Source organism: Streptomyces sp. SCSIO ZS0520, assembly GCF_025643355.1.
Lineage (GTDB): Bacteria > Actinomycetota > Actinomycetes > Streptomycetales > Streptomycetaceae > Streptomyces > Streptomyces physcomitrii.
Map to the genome: position 1 here is coordinate 6,089,211 of NZ_CP092644.1, position 17,300 is coordinate 6,106,510.

The following is a 17,300-nucleotide window of genomic DNA, read 5'->3' on the forward strand; positions in this document are numbered from 1 at the left end:
GAAGGGCCCGCGGGCGTAAGGCCGGGGGAGCACGAGGGTGGGGAGCACGAGCCTGGGCGGCGCGGCGCCCGCGACGCGAGGAGCGCTGCCGCCCGCCGCTGCCCCCGCCTGCCGGTGTCCGGCATCCGTTTGCGCAGGCTTGCGCGGGGCGTGCGGTGTGTGTGGCGTGTGCGGCTCCGCGGGTCTCGCCGTCACTTCCCTCTCCCGTGCTGTCGTCGCCCCGTCCGGGACATTGTCCCACCCGGTAAGGACGAACACACGGGCCGATTAGTTCGCGCTGCGCACCGTGACTTTGCCGTCCCAGCTGTGTGCCGAGACGCGGTGGGCGCTCCGGTCGTCACGCGGCACGGCGACATCGACGCTGCCGTCGTGGGCCCCGGTGTCCAGCCGGTAGGCGATCTTGCCGCCGCCCGTTCCCGCACCGCGGGTGGGCAGGCCGAGCGTCACCGAACCGTCGTGGCTCTTGGCGTCGACGCGGTCGGGCACCGTACGCAGGCCCAGGTCCACCGAGCCGTCATGGGTGTCCGCCTTGATCTGCCGGGAACGGATGCCCTCGCCGCGCACGGAGCCGTCGTGGCTCCGCAGATCCAGGGCCCCCGTCGAGTCCCTGACATAGATGCCGCCGTCGGAGGTCTTGACGCTCAGCGAGGTGCGGAAGCCCACGGCACGCACGCTGCCGTCGGAGTTGCTCACCTTCACGGCCACGTCCCGGGGGATCTCGACCCGGTGCTTCGCGGCGCAGTCGGCGATGACACCGGAGCACTTCATGTGCAGCGAGAGCCGGTCGTCCTTCATCGACCAGGTCACCTTCGGGTCGCCGCCGAGCACGACCGAGCCTTCGAACCAGCGGGTCACCCGCACCTTGTCCACGTCCGCGGGCACCAGTTCCAGTGCGGAGTCGTCCGAGTCGATGGTCAGGGTCTTGCCCTGCAGCGCAAAGGCCCGGCGCTCCGGCGTCTTGTCGCTGCTCGCCTGCGCCCCGCAACCGCTGAGCAGCGCTGTGGCCGCCGCGACGCCGGTGGCGGTGAGCACGAGTGAGGTGCGCCGGAAGCGTGCTCTGTGCGACTGGGCGTGCATGGTGGTCCCCCTGAACTTCCCTGTTTTTCCCACGTGGAGGCGGTCGGTTCGCGGTCGGCGGGGACTTCGGTCGTCCGGTGCCGAGCACGCACCTCGAAAGTAGGCAAGGCGAGCGGCTCGCGGCAGCCGGTGGACCGGAGGGTCCGAGGTGGGGATAACCCCCGGCCACAACGGGTTTGTGAGGCGGCGGCCCCGGCAGGGTAGGCTGTCGGCTCACCCGGGCGCGTAGCTCAGCGGTAGAGCGCTGCCCTTACAAGGCAGATGTCGGCGGTTCGAAACCGTCCGCGCCCACCGGGATCCGAGTGCCCCGGCCGAACTCCGGCCGGGGCACTCGGCGTTCCCGGCGGCCGCGCTGAAGCGCGAGCCCTCAGGCCGGTGGCTCGGGAGCATCTCGCTCCACCACGGGTGTTCAGGCGCCCGGGTCCTCGTCGGCCTCCCGGTCCTGAGCGTGTTTGAGCGCCATGCGGGCGTCCACGGAGTCGGAGCCCGCGATGCCGGTCCAGTACGGGTGACAGGTGACGAAGACGGCGAGTTCGCGTTCCCGTTTACGCAAGAGTTCCACCTCGGCCTGCTCGGCAGGGCTCCAGCCCGGTGAGGCGGGACGCTCCACCCTGCGCCAGCCCTGGGTGTCGCTGAATCCGTCGAGGGGCTCCACTGACCAGGGGAGTCGTTTCAGCAGGTTGAGGAGTTCTGCCCGCACCTGGTGCAGTTCCTCCTGGCCCGCGAGGAGATCGCTCGGGAAGTCGTAGGTCGCAGCCACGCGCTAATGGTACGTCTGTTCGAATTCGAGAAGCGAGTCGAACCGGGCTCTTCACTCGAAGGTGCTGTGCGGACGGTTCGCGCGGTGACGAACCGCTGCCCGTCCGTGATCGTGACGGCCTCCCGATCCTCTGGAGGGCTGCGGGCGAGGGGATCCGGCCCGGTTCCGGAGGTCCTGTACGGAGTTATCCACAGGCCTCCGCGGGATCAGCGCCGCTGCGCAACACTGGGGGCATGTGCCGAAGCATCAAGACGCTCCGTCCCCCAGCTCTCCCCGAGGAAGCCACCGAGGAGGAGATACGAGCCGCTGCCCTGCAGTACGTCCGCAAGGTCTCCGGTTTCCGCGCACCCGCCGCGCACAACCGTGAAGTCTTCGAGCGGGCGGTCGACGCGGTGGCCGAGGCGACGGCCGCGCTCCTGTCCGACCTGCAGGTGCGGGGGCAGGGAAGTCGTCAAGCGGCGAGTTGAGCGAGCACGGAGAAAGTGAGCAAGGGGGGGTCCGGACATGGTGAGTTGCTGAGGCCGATCGCCAGGCCGCTAGGCGTCCGTACGAGGCCGTTGCGCCGGTTCCGGAGTCGGGGCGCTGTGTGACTGGCCCGGTATCGGGACGGTGCTCCTGCCGGGGAAGTCGTTCCGTGCGGTCGCGGGGTGGGGCGCCGAAGAGGCCGGCAACGGGACCGTGCCCTCGCCGGTGAAGCCCGTGGGGGCTGCCGAGGGACCGGCGGTACGCGGTCGGCGCATCACAAATGCCGCCGCGGCCCCGGAGGCGAACAACGCGAGCAGTGATACGCCCGTGGCCAGCCAGGTCGCCCCCAGCCACTGTCCACCGAAGTAGCCGAGGCCGACGCTGTAGAGGGCCCAGGCCACACCGGCCACCGCGGACCACGGCAGGAACTCGCGTATCCGGCGGTTCGCGGCGCCCGCCCCGAGCGAGACCAGGGAACGGCCCGCGGGCGCGAAGCGGGCGAGGACGACAAGAGGGCCGCCGCCGCGTGCCACCGCCGCGCCGAGTTGGGCGTGTGCCTTCGCCAGGCGCCGGGAGCGCGCCAGGGCGTTCTCCAAGCGGGTGCCGCCGCGTGCGGCCAGTTGATGGGCGAAGAGGTCGCCGAGCACGGAGGCGGTCGCGGCGGAGAGGAGCAGCGCCAGGATGTCGGGGACCTCGTGCGGCACCTCTCCGGTGGCGGCGACACCGGAGCCCGCCGCCGCGGTGGCCGCGGTGATCACGAGGACACCACTCGGCAGCACAGGAAGGAAGACATCGAGGAGCACGGAGACGGCGACCGCCGCGTAGATCCACGGGCTGCCGACAAGCGCGCCCAGACTCTCCAGCACCGAGACTCCCCCGTCGGCAAGACAATGCCGCCCTGCCTCGGTGAGGGCATTTGGGCGGCCGGACCGCCCAACAGCGTACGCCGCGCGTGCCGTCGGCCGTCCGCCAATAAGCCCCGCTGTCCGGTACATCACGTTCACCCGGCTGCGCCCCTCGGGCGCCGGGGGCTGCCGGATTCCCGTACCAACGTCTCAGGCGGGACCGAGGGGCGGGTGACGGGGGAATCGAGTTCGAGGAGTGGAGTGGCGAGGGTGGCTGGAGTTCTGGCGGGTGCCGCGGTCGCGGCTGTGCTTGCCACGGCAGGCTCGGTGGCCGTCCCCGGTTCGGGGCATGTGCTGCGGGTGGAAGGGGAGTTCGCACCGGCTTCGGCAGGGCGGTCGGCGGCGGTGACGTACGACTCGGGGTGGGTTCCGCCCGGGGCGCGGATCCAGGTCGTGCAGGACAGCGGCCGTCAGGGGGCGGCGGTCGAACTGCGGGTCGCCGGGCTGCGGCCCGGTCACGCCTACGGGGCGCATGTGCACACCGGTGCCTGTACCGCCGATCCCGCCGACGCGGGCGGGCACTACCAGCATCGCGAGGATCCGGTTCAGTCCTCGGAGGACCCGGACTACGTGAACCCGCACAACGAGGTGTGGCTCGACTTCACGCCCGATGAGCACGGGGAGGGCTTCGCCGCGGCACATCACCGGTGGGGGTTCAGGCCGGGTGAGGCCAACTCCGTGGTCATCCACCAGGAACCGGGCGGAGCAGGGGAGCGGCTGGCCTGCTTCACGGTGCCGTTCGAGCCGCGGGGGTGAGGTGACCGCGGTCCGTTCCGGCGTAAGGGAAAACGGGCTATCGCCCTCTGCGAGGCCTTTGAGGTCCTTCAAGTGGGGGTCGCGGAAAGGGGGTTGGCCGGGGCGGCGGCCTGCGGGTGGGTGCGGGCCGCCGCCTGCTCGGGTCTGGATGGGGTGAGGGGGAAGTGTCGGGGCGAAGGCGGGCCGAGCGCCGTGGCGCGGTTCCGGGGCAGTGTCGCGCCTCGGTGGTCGTGGCGGGTGCCGGCGCGGGTGCTGCGGGCCGGCGGCGGCACATGTACCGCCGGGTTGGCCGGGGTTCAGGCGGTGACGGTGTCCCGCCGGGTGGCCTCTTCGCCCTCGGGGTGGGACTCGGCCGTACCGCGGTTGCGGCCGTAGGGGACGAGGAGGCGGTCGAGACCGAAGGCGCCGGAGCCGGTGAAGACAAGGAGCAGCAGGGCCCAGCAGAACATCGCGGCCGACTCGCCACCGTTCAGCATCGGCCACAGGTCCTCGGGCTGGTGGACCTTGAAGTAGGCGTAGGCCATGGAGCCCGAGGCCACGAACGCCGCCGCCCGGGTGCCGAGGCCGAGCAGGACCAGGCTGCCGCCGACCAGCTGGATCACCGCCGCGTACCAGCCCGGCCAGGTTCCGGCGTCGATGGTGCCGCCGCCGACGGCACCGCCGAGAACACCGAAGAGGGAAGCCGCTCCGTGGCAGGCGAACAGCAGGCCGACGACGATCCGGAATGCGCCTATGGCATACGGCTGGGCCTTGTTGAGGGTCTCAGTCATGGTCGGGACTCCTTCGGTGGGGACGTGACCGAGTGGTCCGCGCAGCTCAGTACGGCTCGTACGGACACAACTCAGAGAAGGTTAGGCGACCCTAACATATGCTTGCGAGTTCAACAGTCTCTTAAGTGGAATTCGACCGAGAAGGGGGAGGGAAGGGCGTGGGGTGGGTGTCGAGGTACAGGTACGGGCCACTGGGGCTGCGGGGCGGTGTGCTCCGCGGGCGCGGCGGTGCCACGCGATCGCTTCGCCGACCTGCTAGGTGGTGGTACGGACGGGGCGACGCTGTTGTTCAACCAGGAGGGCCGCGAGTTCGGGGTGCGGGGGAGAGGGAGGAGAAGGCCAAGGAGAGTGAGGGGAAGGAGAGGGGGCGGAGCCGCAGGTTGCGCAGGGCGCTCTGCTCGCACGGAGTGCGGGGGTGGCGGCGCGCTGGCGGTGCTCTCGGCCTCGTCGGGCGGCCGGGCTCGCGCGGCAGTCAGGGCGCGCCGGGCTGCTGGGCGGGTGGTGAGGAGGTTTTGCCTCGTCGGGCGTTGGGGGTGTGGTCCGTTCCCTCGGACCGCCCCGGGCTGCTCAGCTCGGACTCTCCCGGACCGCTCGGTTCGGATCGGCCTGGAGCGGTCAGTTCGCCTTGGCCTGGACCGGTCAGTTCGCCTCGGCCTCGATCGGTCCGGTCACCTCAGCCCGGATCGGTCGGTCCGGCTCGGTGCTGCTCAGCTGAGTGGGGTCTCTCGTATCGTTTCGAGGCGTCGGTCGTCGGTGCCGCGGAGGCGGGCACGCTCCAGGCGCAGGCGCGCCGAACGGCCCTGGATCTCCAGGGTCATGAGGTGGTTTCCGAACCAGGGACCGCCGGTGCGGCGCCACTTGATGGCGGCGCGCGGTGCGCGGGCGTGCCGGAGCAGCAGGCTTCCCAAGGCACGGCCGAGGGCGCTCCAGCCGAAGCGGAAGCCTGCCTTCATGTACGCCGGAACGGAGTTGTGCACCGGGGAGCAGGTCAGTTGGAGCACGCGCGCCGAGGGGCGGTTCTCCGCCGGCCAGGAAGGTTCGGCGACATAAGCGTGGTGCACGTCGCCGGAGAGGACGCACACGGTCGCGGGGGCGCCCGGCCCCGATCCCGCCTCGGCGAGGAGATCGGCCAAGGCGTCGAAGGAGGCGGGGAAGGCCGACCAGTGCTCCAGGTCGGCGGCCTGGCGCAGCTTCTCGCCGAAGCGCGCCCAGCGCCCCGAGGGGCCGCCGCGCTCGCCCCGGCACAGCCCCGCGTCCCAGACCTCGGCGTCGTGCACCAGGTGGGGCAGCAGCCAGGGCAGCGAACTGCCGATCAGCAGATGGTCGTAGGAACCCGGTTCGTCGGTGGCCTGCTCGCGCAGCCAGGCCTCCTCGGACGGGCCGAGCATCGCGCGCTGGTCCTCCTGCAGGACGCGGGCGGCACGGGTGTCCACCATCAGCAGCCGCACCCGGCCGAAGTCGCGCCGGTAGCTCCACCGCAGGCCCTCCGCGGGCGTCTCCTCGGCGGTCTCCCGGTCCGGGGCGACCCGGGCGTCCGCGCGGGCGGCGAAGGAGCGGAGCGTCTCGGTCGCCTCGGGTTCGGCGCACACCGCCGCGTAGACGGGGTCGTCCTTCAGCTGCTGCGGGGTGAGGTTTCCGAGGTGCTGGTAGATCCAGTACGTCATGAAGCCGCTCAGGATCCGCTCCCGCCACCAGGGCTGGGTGCGGGTCCCGGTGAGCCAGGCGGCGCTGGTGTTCCAGTCGTCGATGACGTCGTGGTCGTCGAAGATCATCAGGCTGGGGACGGTGGACAGCAGCCAGCGGACCTCCGGGTCGAGCCAGGACTCGTAGTAGAGGCGGGTGTACTCCTCGAAGTCCGCGACCTGGGTGCCGGGCGGCTCGTCGAGGTCGCGCCGGGAGGCGAGCCACTCCTGGGTGGGTTCGGAGGTCTCGTCCGCGTAGACCTGGTCGCCGAGGAGGAGCAGGACATCGGGCCGTTCGGCGAGCGGATCGGCGGCTATGCGGGCCGCGAGGGTGTCCAGGGCGTCGGGGCCCACCCGGTTCTGCACATCCGCGGGCGGAGCGGACCAGCGGCAGGAGCCGAAGGCGATGCGGAGCTTTCCGTCGCCGGGCGCGGTCGGGCCGGTTTCCGGAGCCGGGGTCCTGTCCCTTGCCGGGGTCGGGGTCGCGTTCGGACGTCCGTCTGCTTGCGGAGCGGCGGACTTGTCCGTGCGCGTGTTCGCGGACGGGCTCGAGGGTGGGGTCGGCGGTGCGTCCGCCTCGGCTTCGGTCTCCTGGGTGCTGTGCGGGTGCCCGGCGGTGACGGTGGGGTCCGCGGTGTCCAGGGAGGGGAGGGGTGTGCGTATGACGCTGGCGGGGAAGCGCCGGTCGGCCAGCGGCCAGACGCTCTCGCCGTCGAGCAGCAGCTCGTAGGCGGTGTCCGTGCCCGAGGGCAGCCCGGTCACGGTGATCAGCGCGTAGTGGTGGCCGGCGACCGAGAAGGTGCGGGAGTGACCACCGGCTCCGCCCGGGCAGCGCACCTCCGCCGTGCAGGCGCGGCTCGCCTCGACCCAGACGGTCGCGCTGGAGGCGCCGACATACCTCAGTACCGGTCCCAGGCGCAGCGCTGGCATGTGCTCACTCTCCTCCATCGCCGCACCGTACGGCACGGAACGGCTGGGAGGGGTGGGTCGGCCCATGTGAGCCGGCCCACCCTCTCTGCCCCGGTGCACCGATCGTCAGTGCACGGGTTCTCGGCGCTGTTCTTCCGGTGGAGAGGCGCCGGGTGCGGAGGAGATGTCCGGAGGGGACGCGTCCGCAGGGGACGCCTCCGGCTGTGCGGTGCGGCTCAGCAGCCGCTCAGCGTGGACTCCAGCGCGCTCTTCTCGGCGTCGTCGATGGTCAGGTCGTAGTGGTGCTTCACCTGGACCCACATCCGGACGTAGGTGCAGTTGTACGAGGAGCTCGGCGGCATCCACTCCGAGGGGTCCTTGTCGCCCTTGGACTGGTTGACGTTGTCGGTGACGGCGATCAGCTGGGGCTGGCTGAGGTCGTTGGCGAAGCCCTGGCGTTCCGGGGTGGTCCAGCCGTTGGCGCCGGAGCGCCAGGCCTCGGCCAGCGGCACGACGTGGTCGATGTCCACGTCGCCGGAGGCGGTCCAGGTCTCGCCGTCGTACTCCGAGAACCAGCTGCCGGAGCTGGCCGAGCAGTCCGAGTCGGTCTCGACGTTCTCGCCGTCCCGCTTGAGGACGGTCTCGCGGGTGTCGCAGGAACCGTCCTGGGTGATCCAGTGCGGGAACTGGTCGCGGTCGTAGCCGTCCAGCGAGCCCTCGGCGGCCACGGTGAGCTCGGAGAGGTAGGTGCGGGCCGTGGCGGCGTCGACGGGCGTGGGGGGCGAGGCCTGTGCGGCGGGGCCGGTCATCACCGCGAGCGCGGAGACGGTGGCGGTGAGCGCGCCGAGCACGCCGAGACGCCGCTTGGTCAGGGTTCCACGCGCGTAGAAAGCGGACATGTGAACTCCCTCGTTGTGGGGGGACGTTGACCGGGTGGGGCCCGGTCATGGTGTCGGCGCGGGGTTTCGTGGAGGTGTGCGCCAGGTGACAGGGTCGCGTCAACGGCGCGGAGTCTCAAGAGGGACGGCAATCCGTCATCTGTTCGTCTCGTGCCACGACTTGGGGAAGAAGGTGGCCAAATGGCTGATAGGGGGCGGTGATCGGAGGCGGCTGGGAGTGTGGCGGTGCGGGTGGTGTGGGGGTCGGGCGTGGCCGAGGGTGTGCGCCGGGCGTGTGGCGGAAGTCACGTGCGAGGGGGAGGTGGCGGTAGGTACCGGTGTGCGGGGTGGGGTGGTGGGTGCCGGCGGGGGCGGCGGCACTTGAAGGGGTGCGGGGGGTGTCCCGTACGATGTGAGGCGCAGAAGGGGAGTAGCTCTTCGCCGGACCGTCGACATACTGCTCAGCTCGTCTGAGCCGGCGCCCGGAGCGGCACACGGAGACCGTGTCCGCCAGCGAGACCTTCGGCAGCAGTGCCATGCCGTGCCCTCGGGTACGGGACATCCATGTGCGCTGCCCTGCCGAGGTTCGCGACATGCAGCAGCTCTCGGTGGGGTGGCGCCCGACCGATATGAGGAACTGTGATCAGCTTCAGCGTGATGGCGCTCGTCTTCGGCGTCGTCTTCCTCGCCGAACTGCCCGACAAGACAGCACTGGCGGGGTTGGTGCTCGGGACCCGCTACCGGGCCTCGTACGTCTTCGCCGGTGTCGCCGCCGCCTTCACCCTGCACGTCGTCCTCGCCGTCGCGGCGGGCAGCGTGCTCACGCTCTTTCCGCAGCGACTGGTCCACCTCGTGACCGGCCTGCTCTTCCTCGGCGGCGCGGCGATGCTGCTGCGGCAGGGGTCCGAGGAGGAAGAGGACGTACGCGAACCCGCCGATCAGAGCTTCTGGAAGGTCTCCGGCGCCGGCTTCATGCTCATCCTGGTGGCCGAGTTCGGTGACCTGACGCAGATCATGACCGCGAACCTCGCCGCACGGTACGACGACCCCCTGTCCGTGGGCATCGGCGCGGTGCTCGCCCTCTGGGCCGTGGCGGCGCTGGGGATCCTGGGCGGGAAGGCTCTGATGAAGCGGGTTCCGCTGAAGCTGATCACCAAGGTCGCCGCGCTCTTGATGCTCGGGTTGGGGGTCTGGAGTCTCTACGAGGCTGCGAGTGGGTGAGTGAGGGGCCCGGGTCGGGTCCGGTCGTTCTTGGGCGGTTTCCTCAAGGTCAAGATTTGAGGGCGGGTCCGTTCTTGTTCCGCCTCGGGTGTTGTTCTGTCTCGGGCCGGATCTGTTCTCGGGCCGGATCTGTTCGTGGGTCGAGTCCGTGTTGGGTCGAGTCTGTGTTGGGTCTGCGGTGGACGCTTTGTATCGTTGATGAACAAAGGTTTCGGGCGTGCGGCGGTGTGCGGGGTAACCCGCCCGTCGGCGCTCGGGATCGCAGCGATCCGATGCACTGGAGTCAGTCGATGCCGGCCACCACGGTCCTGTCCGCCCGCGCCCTCCTGATCGACATGGACGGCACCCTCGTCAACTCGGATGCGGTGGTCGAGCGCCTCTGGCGGCGCTGGGCGGCCGAGCACGGGATCGACGGCGACGAGGCGATGCGGATCGTGCACGGGCGGCAGGGGCAGGCCTCGATGGCGCTGCTGCTCCCCGACCGTTCCGTCGAGGAGAACATCGCCGACAACGCCAAGTTGCTCGCCGCCGAGACCGAGGACGTCGAGGGCGTGGTGCCCATCCCCGGCGCCGCCGACTTCCTCGCCTCGCTCGCCGGTCTTCCGCACGCGCTGGTCACATCCGCGAACCTTCCCCTCGCCACCGTTCGCATGAACGCGGCCCGGCTGCCCATGCCCGAGGTCCGGATCACGGCGGAGTCCGTCGGCGCCAGCAAGCCGCATCCCGAGGGCTTCCTCAAGGGGGCCGCCGAACTGGGCGTCGAGCCCGCCGACTGCGTCGTCTTCGAGGACTCGGGCGCGGGGATCGCGGCGGGCCGGGCGGCGGGGATGAGGGTCGTGGGCATCGGTTCGCGTGCGGCCGCGCATGGGCCGGATGTGGTGGTTCCGGATCTCACGGGGGTGCGGGTGGTTGGGGTGGGGGATGGGGTGGAGGTTTTTGTGGGGTGAGGTCAGGTGAGGTGGGGCGGGGCCGGGGAGTGGTGGGGGCTGCACGTGGGGCTGGGGTGTTGGCAGTGGCTCTGGCTCTAGCTCTGGCGGTGGTGGTGACAGGCGACAGGTAACAGATGACGGATGACAGATAGTGAAATCCGTCATCTGCCATCCGTCATCTGTTACCTGTCAGGTGGTTGGCTGCCGGGTCAGTCGTCGAACCCTGACCGCGCCGCCGATCCCCGTGGAGTAGCTGGCTCAGCCGCCGCGCCGCCCAGCCCCGTGCCCGCTCAGCCGACTACCTTGATCTCGCCGATCCGCCGATCCGCCGATCCGCCGATCCGCCGATCCGCCGATCCGCCGATCCGCCGATCCGCCGATCCGCCGATCCGCCGATCCGCCGATCCGCCGATCCGCCGATCCGCGCCGATCTCGCCGGCTCACCCCTTCGTGTTCCCCTCCAGGCTCTTGCGCGTGGCCGTTCCGTACACGCCCGAAGGGTCGGAGCTGATGCCGCGGGTGAACTGGTAGCCGCGGACCGCGTTCTCGACCCGGGCGTCGTAGACGCCGTCGTACGGTCCCGCGTACAGGTACGCCTGGCGGAGCCTCCGCTGGAGTTCCGCCACCTCGGGGCCCCGGCTGCCCGCGCGCAGGACAGGGACGGCGACCGGCTTGGGGCGCACCGCGCTGCGGGACGTTGTCGGCTTCGGGCGCGGCGGCGGGGGAGGCGGGGCCGTGGTGCGCGTGGGGCTGGGCTTCTTCGACGGGGTGGTGCTCGGGCTCGCCGGCGCCGAGGAACTGGGGGTGGGATCGGGAACGTAAGTCTGTGCTCGACTCGACCGGGCCTCGGGTATCGCCTCGTCGTCCTCGGAGCCGCCGGTCAGTGTGTCGGTGACGAGGAGCGCGAGTACGACGACGCCGGCGGTCGTGCCGAGCGCGGCGACGAGACCGAGGCGGCGGCCGGACCATCGGCGCCTGCCGTCCGCGGCGAGGACACCCGCCTGCCCGGCCGTCTGCCGGGTCGCCGCCCCGCCCGGCGTCGCCAACGGCGGCAGCGGCTGGGAGACCACACCCGCGTGCGGGGGCTCGTCCGACTCGGAGAGCGAGACGTACGGCCGTACTCGCAGCGGGGTGTAGTCCGAGGCCGTGGCCGCCTCGGCCGCACGCGCCTCTCTGCGCTCGGCGGCGCGCGCCTCCGCGGTGGGGCTCGCGGGTTCCGCCTGTGCCGTGGCCCCAGCGGTGCGCGTCTCTGCGGAGTGCTCGTCGGCCTGGAACTGTGCCGGAGACGGGCTGGCCTGGGCCTGGGCCTGGGCGGGGGACTGGGCGGCTTGGGTCTGCTTCGGGGACTGGGTGGTCTGGGTCTGTGCCGAGGACTGGGCGGCCTGGGGGTGGTCCGCGCCCTCGATGGCTCGCATCTGCACTGTCGACTCCACGGCCTGGGGCTCGGCCGTGGACTCAGCGGCCCGCATCTGCACCGGGGGCTCAGCGGCCGTGGTCTTCACCGTGGACTCGGCGCCGTGCGCCTGTGCCGCGGGCTCGGCCGCGCGTATCTCTGCCGTGGGCTCATCGGTCCGTATGCGCCCCATAGGCCGGGTGGCGCGTATCTCCGCCCTGGGCTCCGCGTCCCGTATCTCCGTCTCGGACCGCGAGCCCCGCACCCCGGCCCCGGACTGCGAGCCCCGTACCTCCGCCCCGGACTGTGCACCCCGTACCTCCGCCCGTGACCTGGCGCCCCCTGTCCCCGCCCCCACAGCCCGCATCTCCAGAGTGCGCTCCGCCGCCCCCTCCTTCGTGCTCTGCGGGCGGCGGCCGCAGCTGTGGCCGGTCTCGGAGGAGTGCGCCGAGTCGCAGTCAGGACAGTTCTGTCCGCTCACAAGGGACCCCTCCCGGTCGGCCGCGGCAGGTGCACGCGTGTGCGTGGGTGCCGCGGCGGCATCGGAGATTATGCCGTCGCGCTATGTGCTCGGCGCAGCCGCTCCCCGTGACGGCGGCTCGATCCGGTCAGGAGGCCGAGCCGTACCGCACCCCTGAGGATGGGGACGAGGGAAGCGACGCCGTCCGTGCTCAGCCGGGCGCGGAGCTTCCCGGCTCGGGAGTCCCCAGGCTGAGGAAGCACAGCATGGCTGAGGAAGCACAGGCCGGGCCCGCCGCGTCGCCGCTGGGTGCAGATCCCCGCCCCGGCCCCGATGCCGCGTCCGCCCGCGGAGGTGTCCTGATCTCGATCGGGGCGCTGCTGCTCGGTACGCTGCTCGCCGCGCTCGACCAGACCATCGTGGCGACCGCGCTGCCGACCATCGTCGGCGACCTCGGGGGCATCGACCACCTCTCCTGGGTGGTGACCTCCTACCTCCTGGCCTCGACGGCGGTCACCCCGTTGTGGGGGAAACTCGGCGACCAGTACGGGCGCAAGAGACTCTTCCAGCTCGCCATCGTGGTCTTCCTGATCGGCTCCGCGCTGTGCGGCGTGGCCCAGGACCTCGGCCAGCTGATCGGCTTCCGCGCCCTGCAGGGCGCGGGCGGCGGCGGGCTGATCGTGCTGTCGATGGCCCTGGTCGGCGACCTCGTCTCGCCGCGTGAACGGGGCCGGTACCAGGGCCTGTTCGGCGCCGTCTTCGGCACGATGAGCGTGCTCGGGCCGCTGGTGGGCGGCGTACTCACACAACACCTCAGCTGGCGCTGGGTCTTCTACGTCAATCTGCCGCTCGGCGCGGTGGCCCTCGTGGTCATCGCCACCGTCCTGCGCGTCCCGGTCCGCCGCACCCGGCACACCATCGACTACCTCGGCACCCTCGTCGTCGCGGGCGCCGCGTCCTGCCTCATCCTGGTCGCCTCCCTCGGCGGCACCACCTGGAACTGGCTCTCGCCGCAGATCACCGCCCTCGCGGCGCTCGCCGTCGTCCTCATCGCGGTACTCGTCGCCGTCGAACGCCGCGCCGCGGAACCCGTCCTGCCGCTCAAGCTCTTCGGCATCCGCAACTTCCGGCTGTGCGCGGTGATCGGATTCGTGGTCGGCTTCGCGATGTTCGGCGCGATGACCTATCTGCCGACCTACCTCCAGGTCGTCCGCGGAGTCTCCCCGACCATGGCGGGCGTGCACCTGCTGCCCATGGTCGTCGGCACCCTCATCGCGAGCGTCGGCTCCGGGCAGATCGTGAGCAGGACCGGGAGCTGGCGGTTCTTCCCCCTCGCGGGCGGCGCGGTCACCGCCACCGGCCTGCTCCTGCTGCACCGCCTCGAACTGTCCAGCGGAGACTTCGCCGTGAGCGCCTCGCTGTTCGTCTTCGGCTTCGGTCTCGGCCTCGTCATGCAGGTGATCATCCTGATCGCGCAGAACGCCGTGACGTACGAGGATCTGGGCGTCGCCACCTCCGGCGTGACCTTCTTCCGGTCCATCGGCGCCTCCTTCGGCGTGGCCATCTTCGGCGCCGTCTTCGCGAACCTGCTCACCGACCGACTCGACTCCGCACTGCGCGGCCGCCAACTGCCCGGCGGCACAAGCCCCGAGTCCTTCCAGGACGACCCACGCGCCGTACGGGGACTGCCGGAGCAGCTCCGCGAACCGGTGCTCCAGGCCTACTCCTCGTCGATCACCGACGTCTTCCTCTACGGCGCGCCCGTGGCACTGCTCGCCTTCCTCCTCGCCCTCTTCTTCCGGCCGGAGTCACTGCGCAAGTCGGTGACCGCCCCGGAGGCCACCGAGACACTCGTCTGCAACCCGGTCGAACGCTCCTCCCACGACGAGGTGGCCCGCGCCCTGTCCGTACTCGGCAGCCGGGAAGGACGCCACGAGATCTACGTCAAGATCACCGAACGCGCGGGCTACGACCTCGTGCCCGCGGCCAGTTGGCTCCTGCTGCGCCTGCAGCGCTACGGCTCCGCGGAACCGGGTCTGCTCGCCGACCGGACCGGGGTGCCGCAGCGCCTGATCACCCAGGGCGCCCGGCAGGTGGAGGAACGGCGCCTCGCGGTACGGGAGGGACTGCCGCTCGTCCTGACACCCGGGGGCCGCGAGGTCGCCCGGCGGCTGGCGCGGGCCCGTGAGGACTCGCTCGCGGAACTGCTCGGCGACTGGTGGAACGACAGCAGGCCGAGGGACCTCACCGCCCTGGTCGGCGAACTCAACGGGGAGTTGTGCGGCTGCGACGGCGAACGCCCGCAGCAGGGCGCGCCGCAGCGGGGCGTCTCGCAGCAGGGCGTCTCGCACCCCGCGGCTACGGGTGCCACGCGGCGCGGTACGCGGTGACCCCTCGGCTGAGCAGGCCGTCGTCCTCGTCGGGGGCGGTGAACTGCGGGGCCCTCAGCGGTCCGCCGGGCAGCGCGAAGTGGAATCGGAGATCCTCCGCCCGGCGCGGATACGTCAGCGCTTCCCCGCAGGCGTTCCGGTCTCCGCCCGCTGCCTCAGGTCCTTGCGGAACCAGTGGTCGGCGTAGAGCTCGTTGTTGTGGGCGGCGGTCTCCCGGTAGCCGCGGCGGCCGTAGAGGGTGCGTGCGTCGACCAGGTCGTCGCGGGTGTCGAGGATCATGTGGTCGGCGCCCAGGCCCCTGGCCGCCTCCTCGATCGCGTCGAGGAGGACGCTCCCGCCGCCTCTGCCGCGCCAGGCCCGGCCCACGAAGACCCGCTTCAGCTCCGCCGTCCGCGCGTCCACCAGCCGTACCCCGGCGCATCCGGTCGGCTCGCCCCCGTAGCGGGACACCAGCAACTGGCCGTGCGGCGGGGCGAGTTCGCTGCCGGTGGTCGAGGCGATGCCCTTCGCCAGCTCCCCGGGCGGGGTGGGCGTGCCCTCGTGCAGCAGGTACCAGCGGTCGCTGACCTCGGTGTAGTACGCGCGCCAGAGCGCGGCTGCCACCGGGGAGTCGAAGGGCTCGGGGGCGACGGTCCAGGAAGTCATCCCGCATTGTGGGAGCGCCGGGGGCCTGACGGGCAAACGAAATTCGCCTGGGGCTTTGGCGGTGTGCCTTTCCCGCTCCTGGCTCCGGTCGCCGCTTTGACGGTGTTCCCACCCGGGGGCCTCCCCCCCCCCCCCCTCCCCCCCCCTCCCCTCCTCCCCCGACGCCCCCTACCCCCTCTTGTCGCCCTCGCCCTCGCCCTCGCCCTCGCCCTCGCCCTCGCCCTCGCCCTCGCCCTCGCCCTCGCCCTCGCCCTCGCCCTCCTACGCCACCCCGCCCTCCCCAGCCCGCCCCCCTCCGCCCCGCCGCACATTCCATTCCGCCAGCACCTCGTCGAGGTCGAACGGCTTGATCCCCAGCGGCGGGCCGGGCGGCGGCATCCGCAGGCAGCGCAGGATCTTGACGTTGACCGCCTCGACGATCCGGCGGGCCGCCCGCTCGGAGGGCGCCGCGTACGCCGCCTCGAGGGCGTCCTCCGCCTCCTTGCGCAGGGCGAGCGTCGGGGGGAGTGGGGCGAAGCCCTCGCGGGCCATCTTTCCCTTGATCCACCACAGTTCGTCGTACGTCGTGTCGGTGCCCGAGGGCAGCGGCTTTCCCGCACCGGCGAGTTGCGCGAACTCGCCGCGTTCCTCGGCCTCGCGGATCTGTTTGTCGACCCAGCTCTCGAAACTCACGCCGGGTGGCTTGCGTTCCGTCATACCTCCAGTCTCCCAGGAAGCCCCCGGGAACATGTGTGCTCTGTCACGCGCATCGCCGGGCGGCCCTCGCGCGTCTTACGATGCGGCGGCGACGGTGCCGACTGCCCACGGGCGGCGGGGGACGGGCCCGTCGGCCGGTGACGCGAAAGGCCTTGACCATGCTCGAACTCACGATGGCCACGGTGTCGGGGGACGCCGATTCCGGAGCCACCGCCGGTATGCAGCTGGTGGAGGCGCCGAGCCACCCCGGTGCCGTCCTGCGCCTCGGCCGGGACCGGGCTCAGTGCAGGCTGGTGACGCCCGAGGACTGGCTGTTCGTCTCCCGGGTCCACCTGGAGTTCGGCTGCGACCCGGGCGGCGGGTGGACGGTCGGCTGGCTGCGCGGCTCGCACCCCGAACCCTCCTCCCGGGTACGCCTGATCACCGGCGGAACCGAGCGGGAGCTCGACTACGGCGGCAGCACCGCCCTGCCCCGCGGCGGCTCCGGCGAACTGGTCATCCAGGACCTGAGCAGCGCCCGCACCGTCAACCTGGGCTTCTACCACGAGGCCTGACCAGCCCGTAGCCGTGGCCGCAACCACCCCGGTCGCCCTACCCCCTCACCACCACCTCCTCGCCCACTCGCCGCCCCGTCCCGCCGCTCAGTCCCGCACGCGGGCGAGCAGGAAGCCGTCGTACCCCTTGGTGCCCACCGTCTGCAGGGCCGTCGCCTCCAGGCGGGGGTGCTCCGCGACGAGCCGCACCACGGCGCGGGTGCCGAGGATGGACGGGTCCTCGCTGTCGGGGTCGGCGACCTGGCCGCCGCGGACGACGTTGTCCACGACGATGAGGCTGCCGGGCCTGGTGAGCTTCAGGGCCCACTCCACGTAGGGGGCGTTGTTGACCTTGTCGGCGTCGATGAAGACGAGGTCGAAGGGCTCGGGCTGCTCCGCGGCGAGCACGGGCAGCAGGTCGAGGGCGGCGCCGACCCGCACCTGCGTGATCTTGTCGAGGCCGGCCCGGGCCAGGTTCCTGGTGGCCACCTCGGCGTGCTCGGGGGAGAACTCCAGGCTGATCAGCCGGCCGTCCTCGGGGAGGGCGCGGGCCAGCCAGATGGCGCTGTACCCGCCGAGGGTACCGATCTCCAGGACGCGGCGGGCCCCCTGGACGCGGGCGAGCAGATGCAGGAACTTGCCCTGGTTGGGGGCCACCGCGATCGGGGGCAGTCCCGCCCGGGCGCTGTCCTGCTCGGCGGCGGCCAGCGCCTCGTCGGCGGGGGCGAGTTCCGAGGTGAGGTAGGCGTCGACTGCGGTCCACAACTGGTCGCTCATGGGGGTCACCGGTCTTTCTCGTTAGCCGTGCTAAGGAACTGTGACGAACATAGC

15 protein-coding genes, 1 tRNA gene and 1 pseudogene are annotated in these 17,300 nt (G+C 71.7%); 7 read left to right on the plus strand and 10 right to left on the minus strand.

All coding sequences use genetic code 11. From position 1 onward, the window contains the following. Window positions 1-267: 267 nt before the first annotated feature. On the minus strand, window positions 268-1,077 hold the full coding sequence (locus MID12_RS24435; RefSeq protein WP_263170753.1) for a DUF4097 domain-containing protein: 810 nt from the start codon (window positions 1,075-1,077) through the stop codon (window positions 268-270). A 219-nt stretch (window positions 1,078-1,296) separates the two neighbouring features. Here MID12_RS24435 and MID12_RS24440 point away from each other — a divergent pair. Next, window positions 1,297-1,368, plus strand: a tRNA-Val gene (locus MID12_RS24440). A gap of 118 nt (window positions 1,369-1,486) precedes the next feature. Here the strand turns inward: MID12_RS24440 and MID12_RS24445 are convergent. After that, window positions 1,487-1,837 carry a hypothetical protein gene (locus MID12_RS24445; RefSeq protein ID WP_040253966.1) on the minus strand — a complete coding sequence of 117 codons (351 nt, stop codon included), beginning with the start codon at window positions 1,835-1,837 and terminating at the stop codon, window positions 1,487-1,489. A gap of 233 nt (window positions 1,838-2,070) precedes the next feature. Here MID12_RS24445 and MID12_RS24450 point away from each other — a divergent pair, with 233 nt between their 5' ends. Beyond that, window positions 2,071-2,304 (plus strand): DUF2277 domain-containing protein, encoded by a 234-nt coding sequence (locus tag MID12_RS24450; RefSeq protein WP_040253968.1) that lies wholly within the window; start codon window positions 2,071-2,073, stop codon window positions 2,302-2,304. 258 nt (window positions 2,305-2,562) lie between these two features. On the opposite strand, the pseudogene MID12_RS24455 reads toward MID12_RS24450, so the two are convergent. After that, a pseudogene (locus MID12_RS24455) lies at window positions 2,563-3,168 on the minus strand (DedA family protein); the annotation flags it as partial. Between the two features lie 240 nt (window positions 3,169-3,408). On the opposite strand from MID12_RS24455, the gene MID12_RS24460 reads away from it, so the two are divergent. Beyond that, window positions 3,409-3,963: a superoxide dismutase family protein gene (locus MID12_RS24460; RefSeq protein WP_411577000.1), complete on the plus strand. Its 555-nt coding sequence runs from the start codon at window positions 3,409-3,411 to the stop codon at window positions 3,961-3,963. A 296-nt stretch (window positions 3,964-4,259) separates the two neighbouring features. Here the strand turns inward: MID12_RS24460 and MID12_RS24465 are convergent, their stop codons facing one another. The 3 genes from MID12_RS24465 to MID12_RS24475 form a co-directional block, all read right to left on the minus strand. Continuing rightward, on the minus strand, window positions 4,260-4,733 hold the full coding sequence (locus MID12_RS24465) for a DoxX family protein (protein WP_052482595.1): 474 nt from the start codon (window positions 4,731-4,733) through the stop codon (window positions 4,260-4,262). A gap of 707 nt (window positions 4,734-5,440) precedes the next feature. Continuing rightward, window positions 5,441-7,345 carry an alkaline phosphatase D family protein gene (locus MID12_RS24470; protein WP_263170761.1) on the minus strand — a complete coding sequence of 635 codons (1,905 nt, stop codon included), beginning with the start codon at window positions 7,343-7,345 and terminating at the stop codon, window positions 5,441-5,443. Between the two features lie 215 nt (window positions 7,346-7,560). Next, entirely contained in the window at window positions 7,561-8,223 is a 663-nt protein-coding gene (locus MID12_RS24475; protein WP_040253972.1) for an HNH endonuclease family protein, read from the minus strand. 618 nt (window positions 8,224-8,841) lie between these two features. On the opposite strand from MID12_RS24475, the gene MID12_RS24480 reads away from it, so the two are divergent. Together MID12_RS24480 and MID12_RS24485 are read left to right on the plus strand one after the other, a co-directional pair. Further along, window positions 8,842-9,423: a TMEM165/GDT1 family protein gene (locus MID12_RS24480; RefSeq protein ID WP_040253974.1), complete on the plus strand. Its 582-nt coding sequence runs from the start codon at window positions 8,842-8,844 to the stop codon at window positions 9,421-9,423. A 290-nt stretch (window positions 9,424-9,713) separates the two neighbouring features. After that, window positions 9,714-10,370 (plus strand): HAD-IA family hydrolase, encoded by a 657-nt coding sequence (locus MID12_RS24485; protein ID WP_263170762.1) that lies wholly within the window; start codon window positions 9,714-9,716, stop codon window positions 10,368-10,370. Window positions 10,371-10,792: 422 nt separating this feature from the next. Here MID12_RS24485 and MID12_RS24490 read toward each other — a convergent pair whose 3' ends face one another. Beyond that, window positions 10,793-11,938: a peptidoglycan-binding domain-containing protein gene (locus MID12_RS24490; protein WP_263170763.1), complete on the minus strand. Its 1,146-nt coding sequence runs from the start codon at window positions 11,936-11,938 to the stop codon at window positions 10,793-10,795. 533 nt (window positions 11,939-12,471) lie between these two features. Here MID12_RS24490 and MID12_RS24495 point away from each other — a divergent pair. Continuing rightward, window positions 12,472-14,595, plus strand: a complete 2,124-nt coding sequence (locus MID12_RS24495; protein ID WP_263170765.1) for an MDR family MFS transporter — start codon at window positions 12,472-12,474, stop codon at window positions 14,593-14,595. A 114-nt stretch (window positions 14,596-14,709) separates the two neighbouring features. On the opposite strand, the gene MID12_RS24500 is transcribed toward MID12_RS24495, so the two are convergent. Together MID12_RS24500 and MID12_RS24505 are read right to left on the minus strand one after the other, a co-directional pair. Further along, complete coding sequence (locus MID12_RS24500; RefSeq protein WP_263170767.1) at window positions 14,710-15,240, minus strand: GNAT family N-acetyltransferase; 531 nt, start codon at window positions 15,238-15,240, stop codon at window positions 14,710-14,712. 261 nt (window positions 15,241-15,501) lie between these two features. Then, window positions 15,502-15,936 (minus strand): DUF1992 domain-containing protein, encoded by a 435-nt coding sequence (locus tag MID12_RS24505; protein ID WP_263170769.1) that lies wholly within the window; start codon window positions 15,934-15,936, stop codon window positions 15,502-15,504. A gap of 158 nt (window positions 15,937-16,094) precedes the next feature. Between MID12_RS24505 and MID12_RS24510 the strand changes: the two genes are divergently transcribed. Continuing rightward, the gene (locus MID12_RS24510; protein WP_263170771.1) at window positions 16,095-16,490 is read left to right on the plus strand and encodes a hypothetical protein; all 396 of its coding nucleotides are present in this window, start codon (window positions 16,095-16,097) and stop codon (window positions 16,488-16,490) included. Window positions 16,491-16,577: 87 nt separating this feature from the next. On the opposite strand, the gene MID12_RS24515 is transcribed toward MID12_RS24510, so the two are convergent. Continuing rightward, complete coding sequence (locus tag MID12_RS24515) at window positions 16,578-17,246, minus strand: O-methyltransferase (protein ID WP_040253983.1); 669 nt, start codon at window positions 17,244-17,246, stop codon at window positions 16,578-16,580. Between the last annotated feature and the right edge of the window lie 54 nt (window positions 17,247-17,300).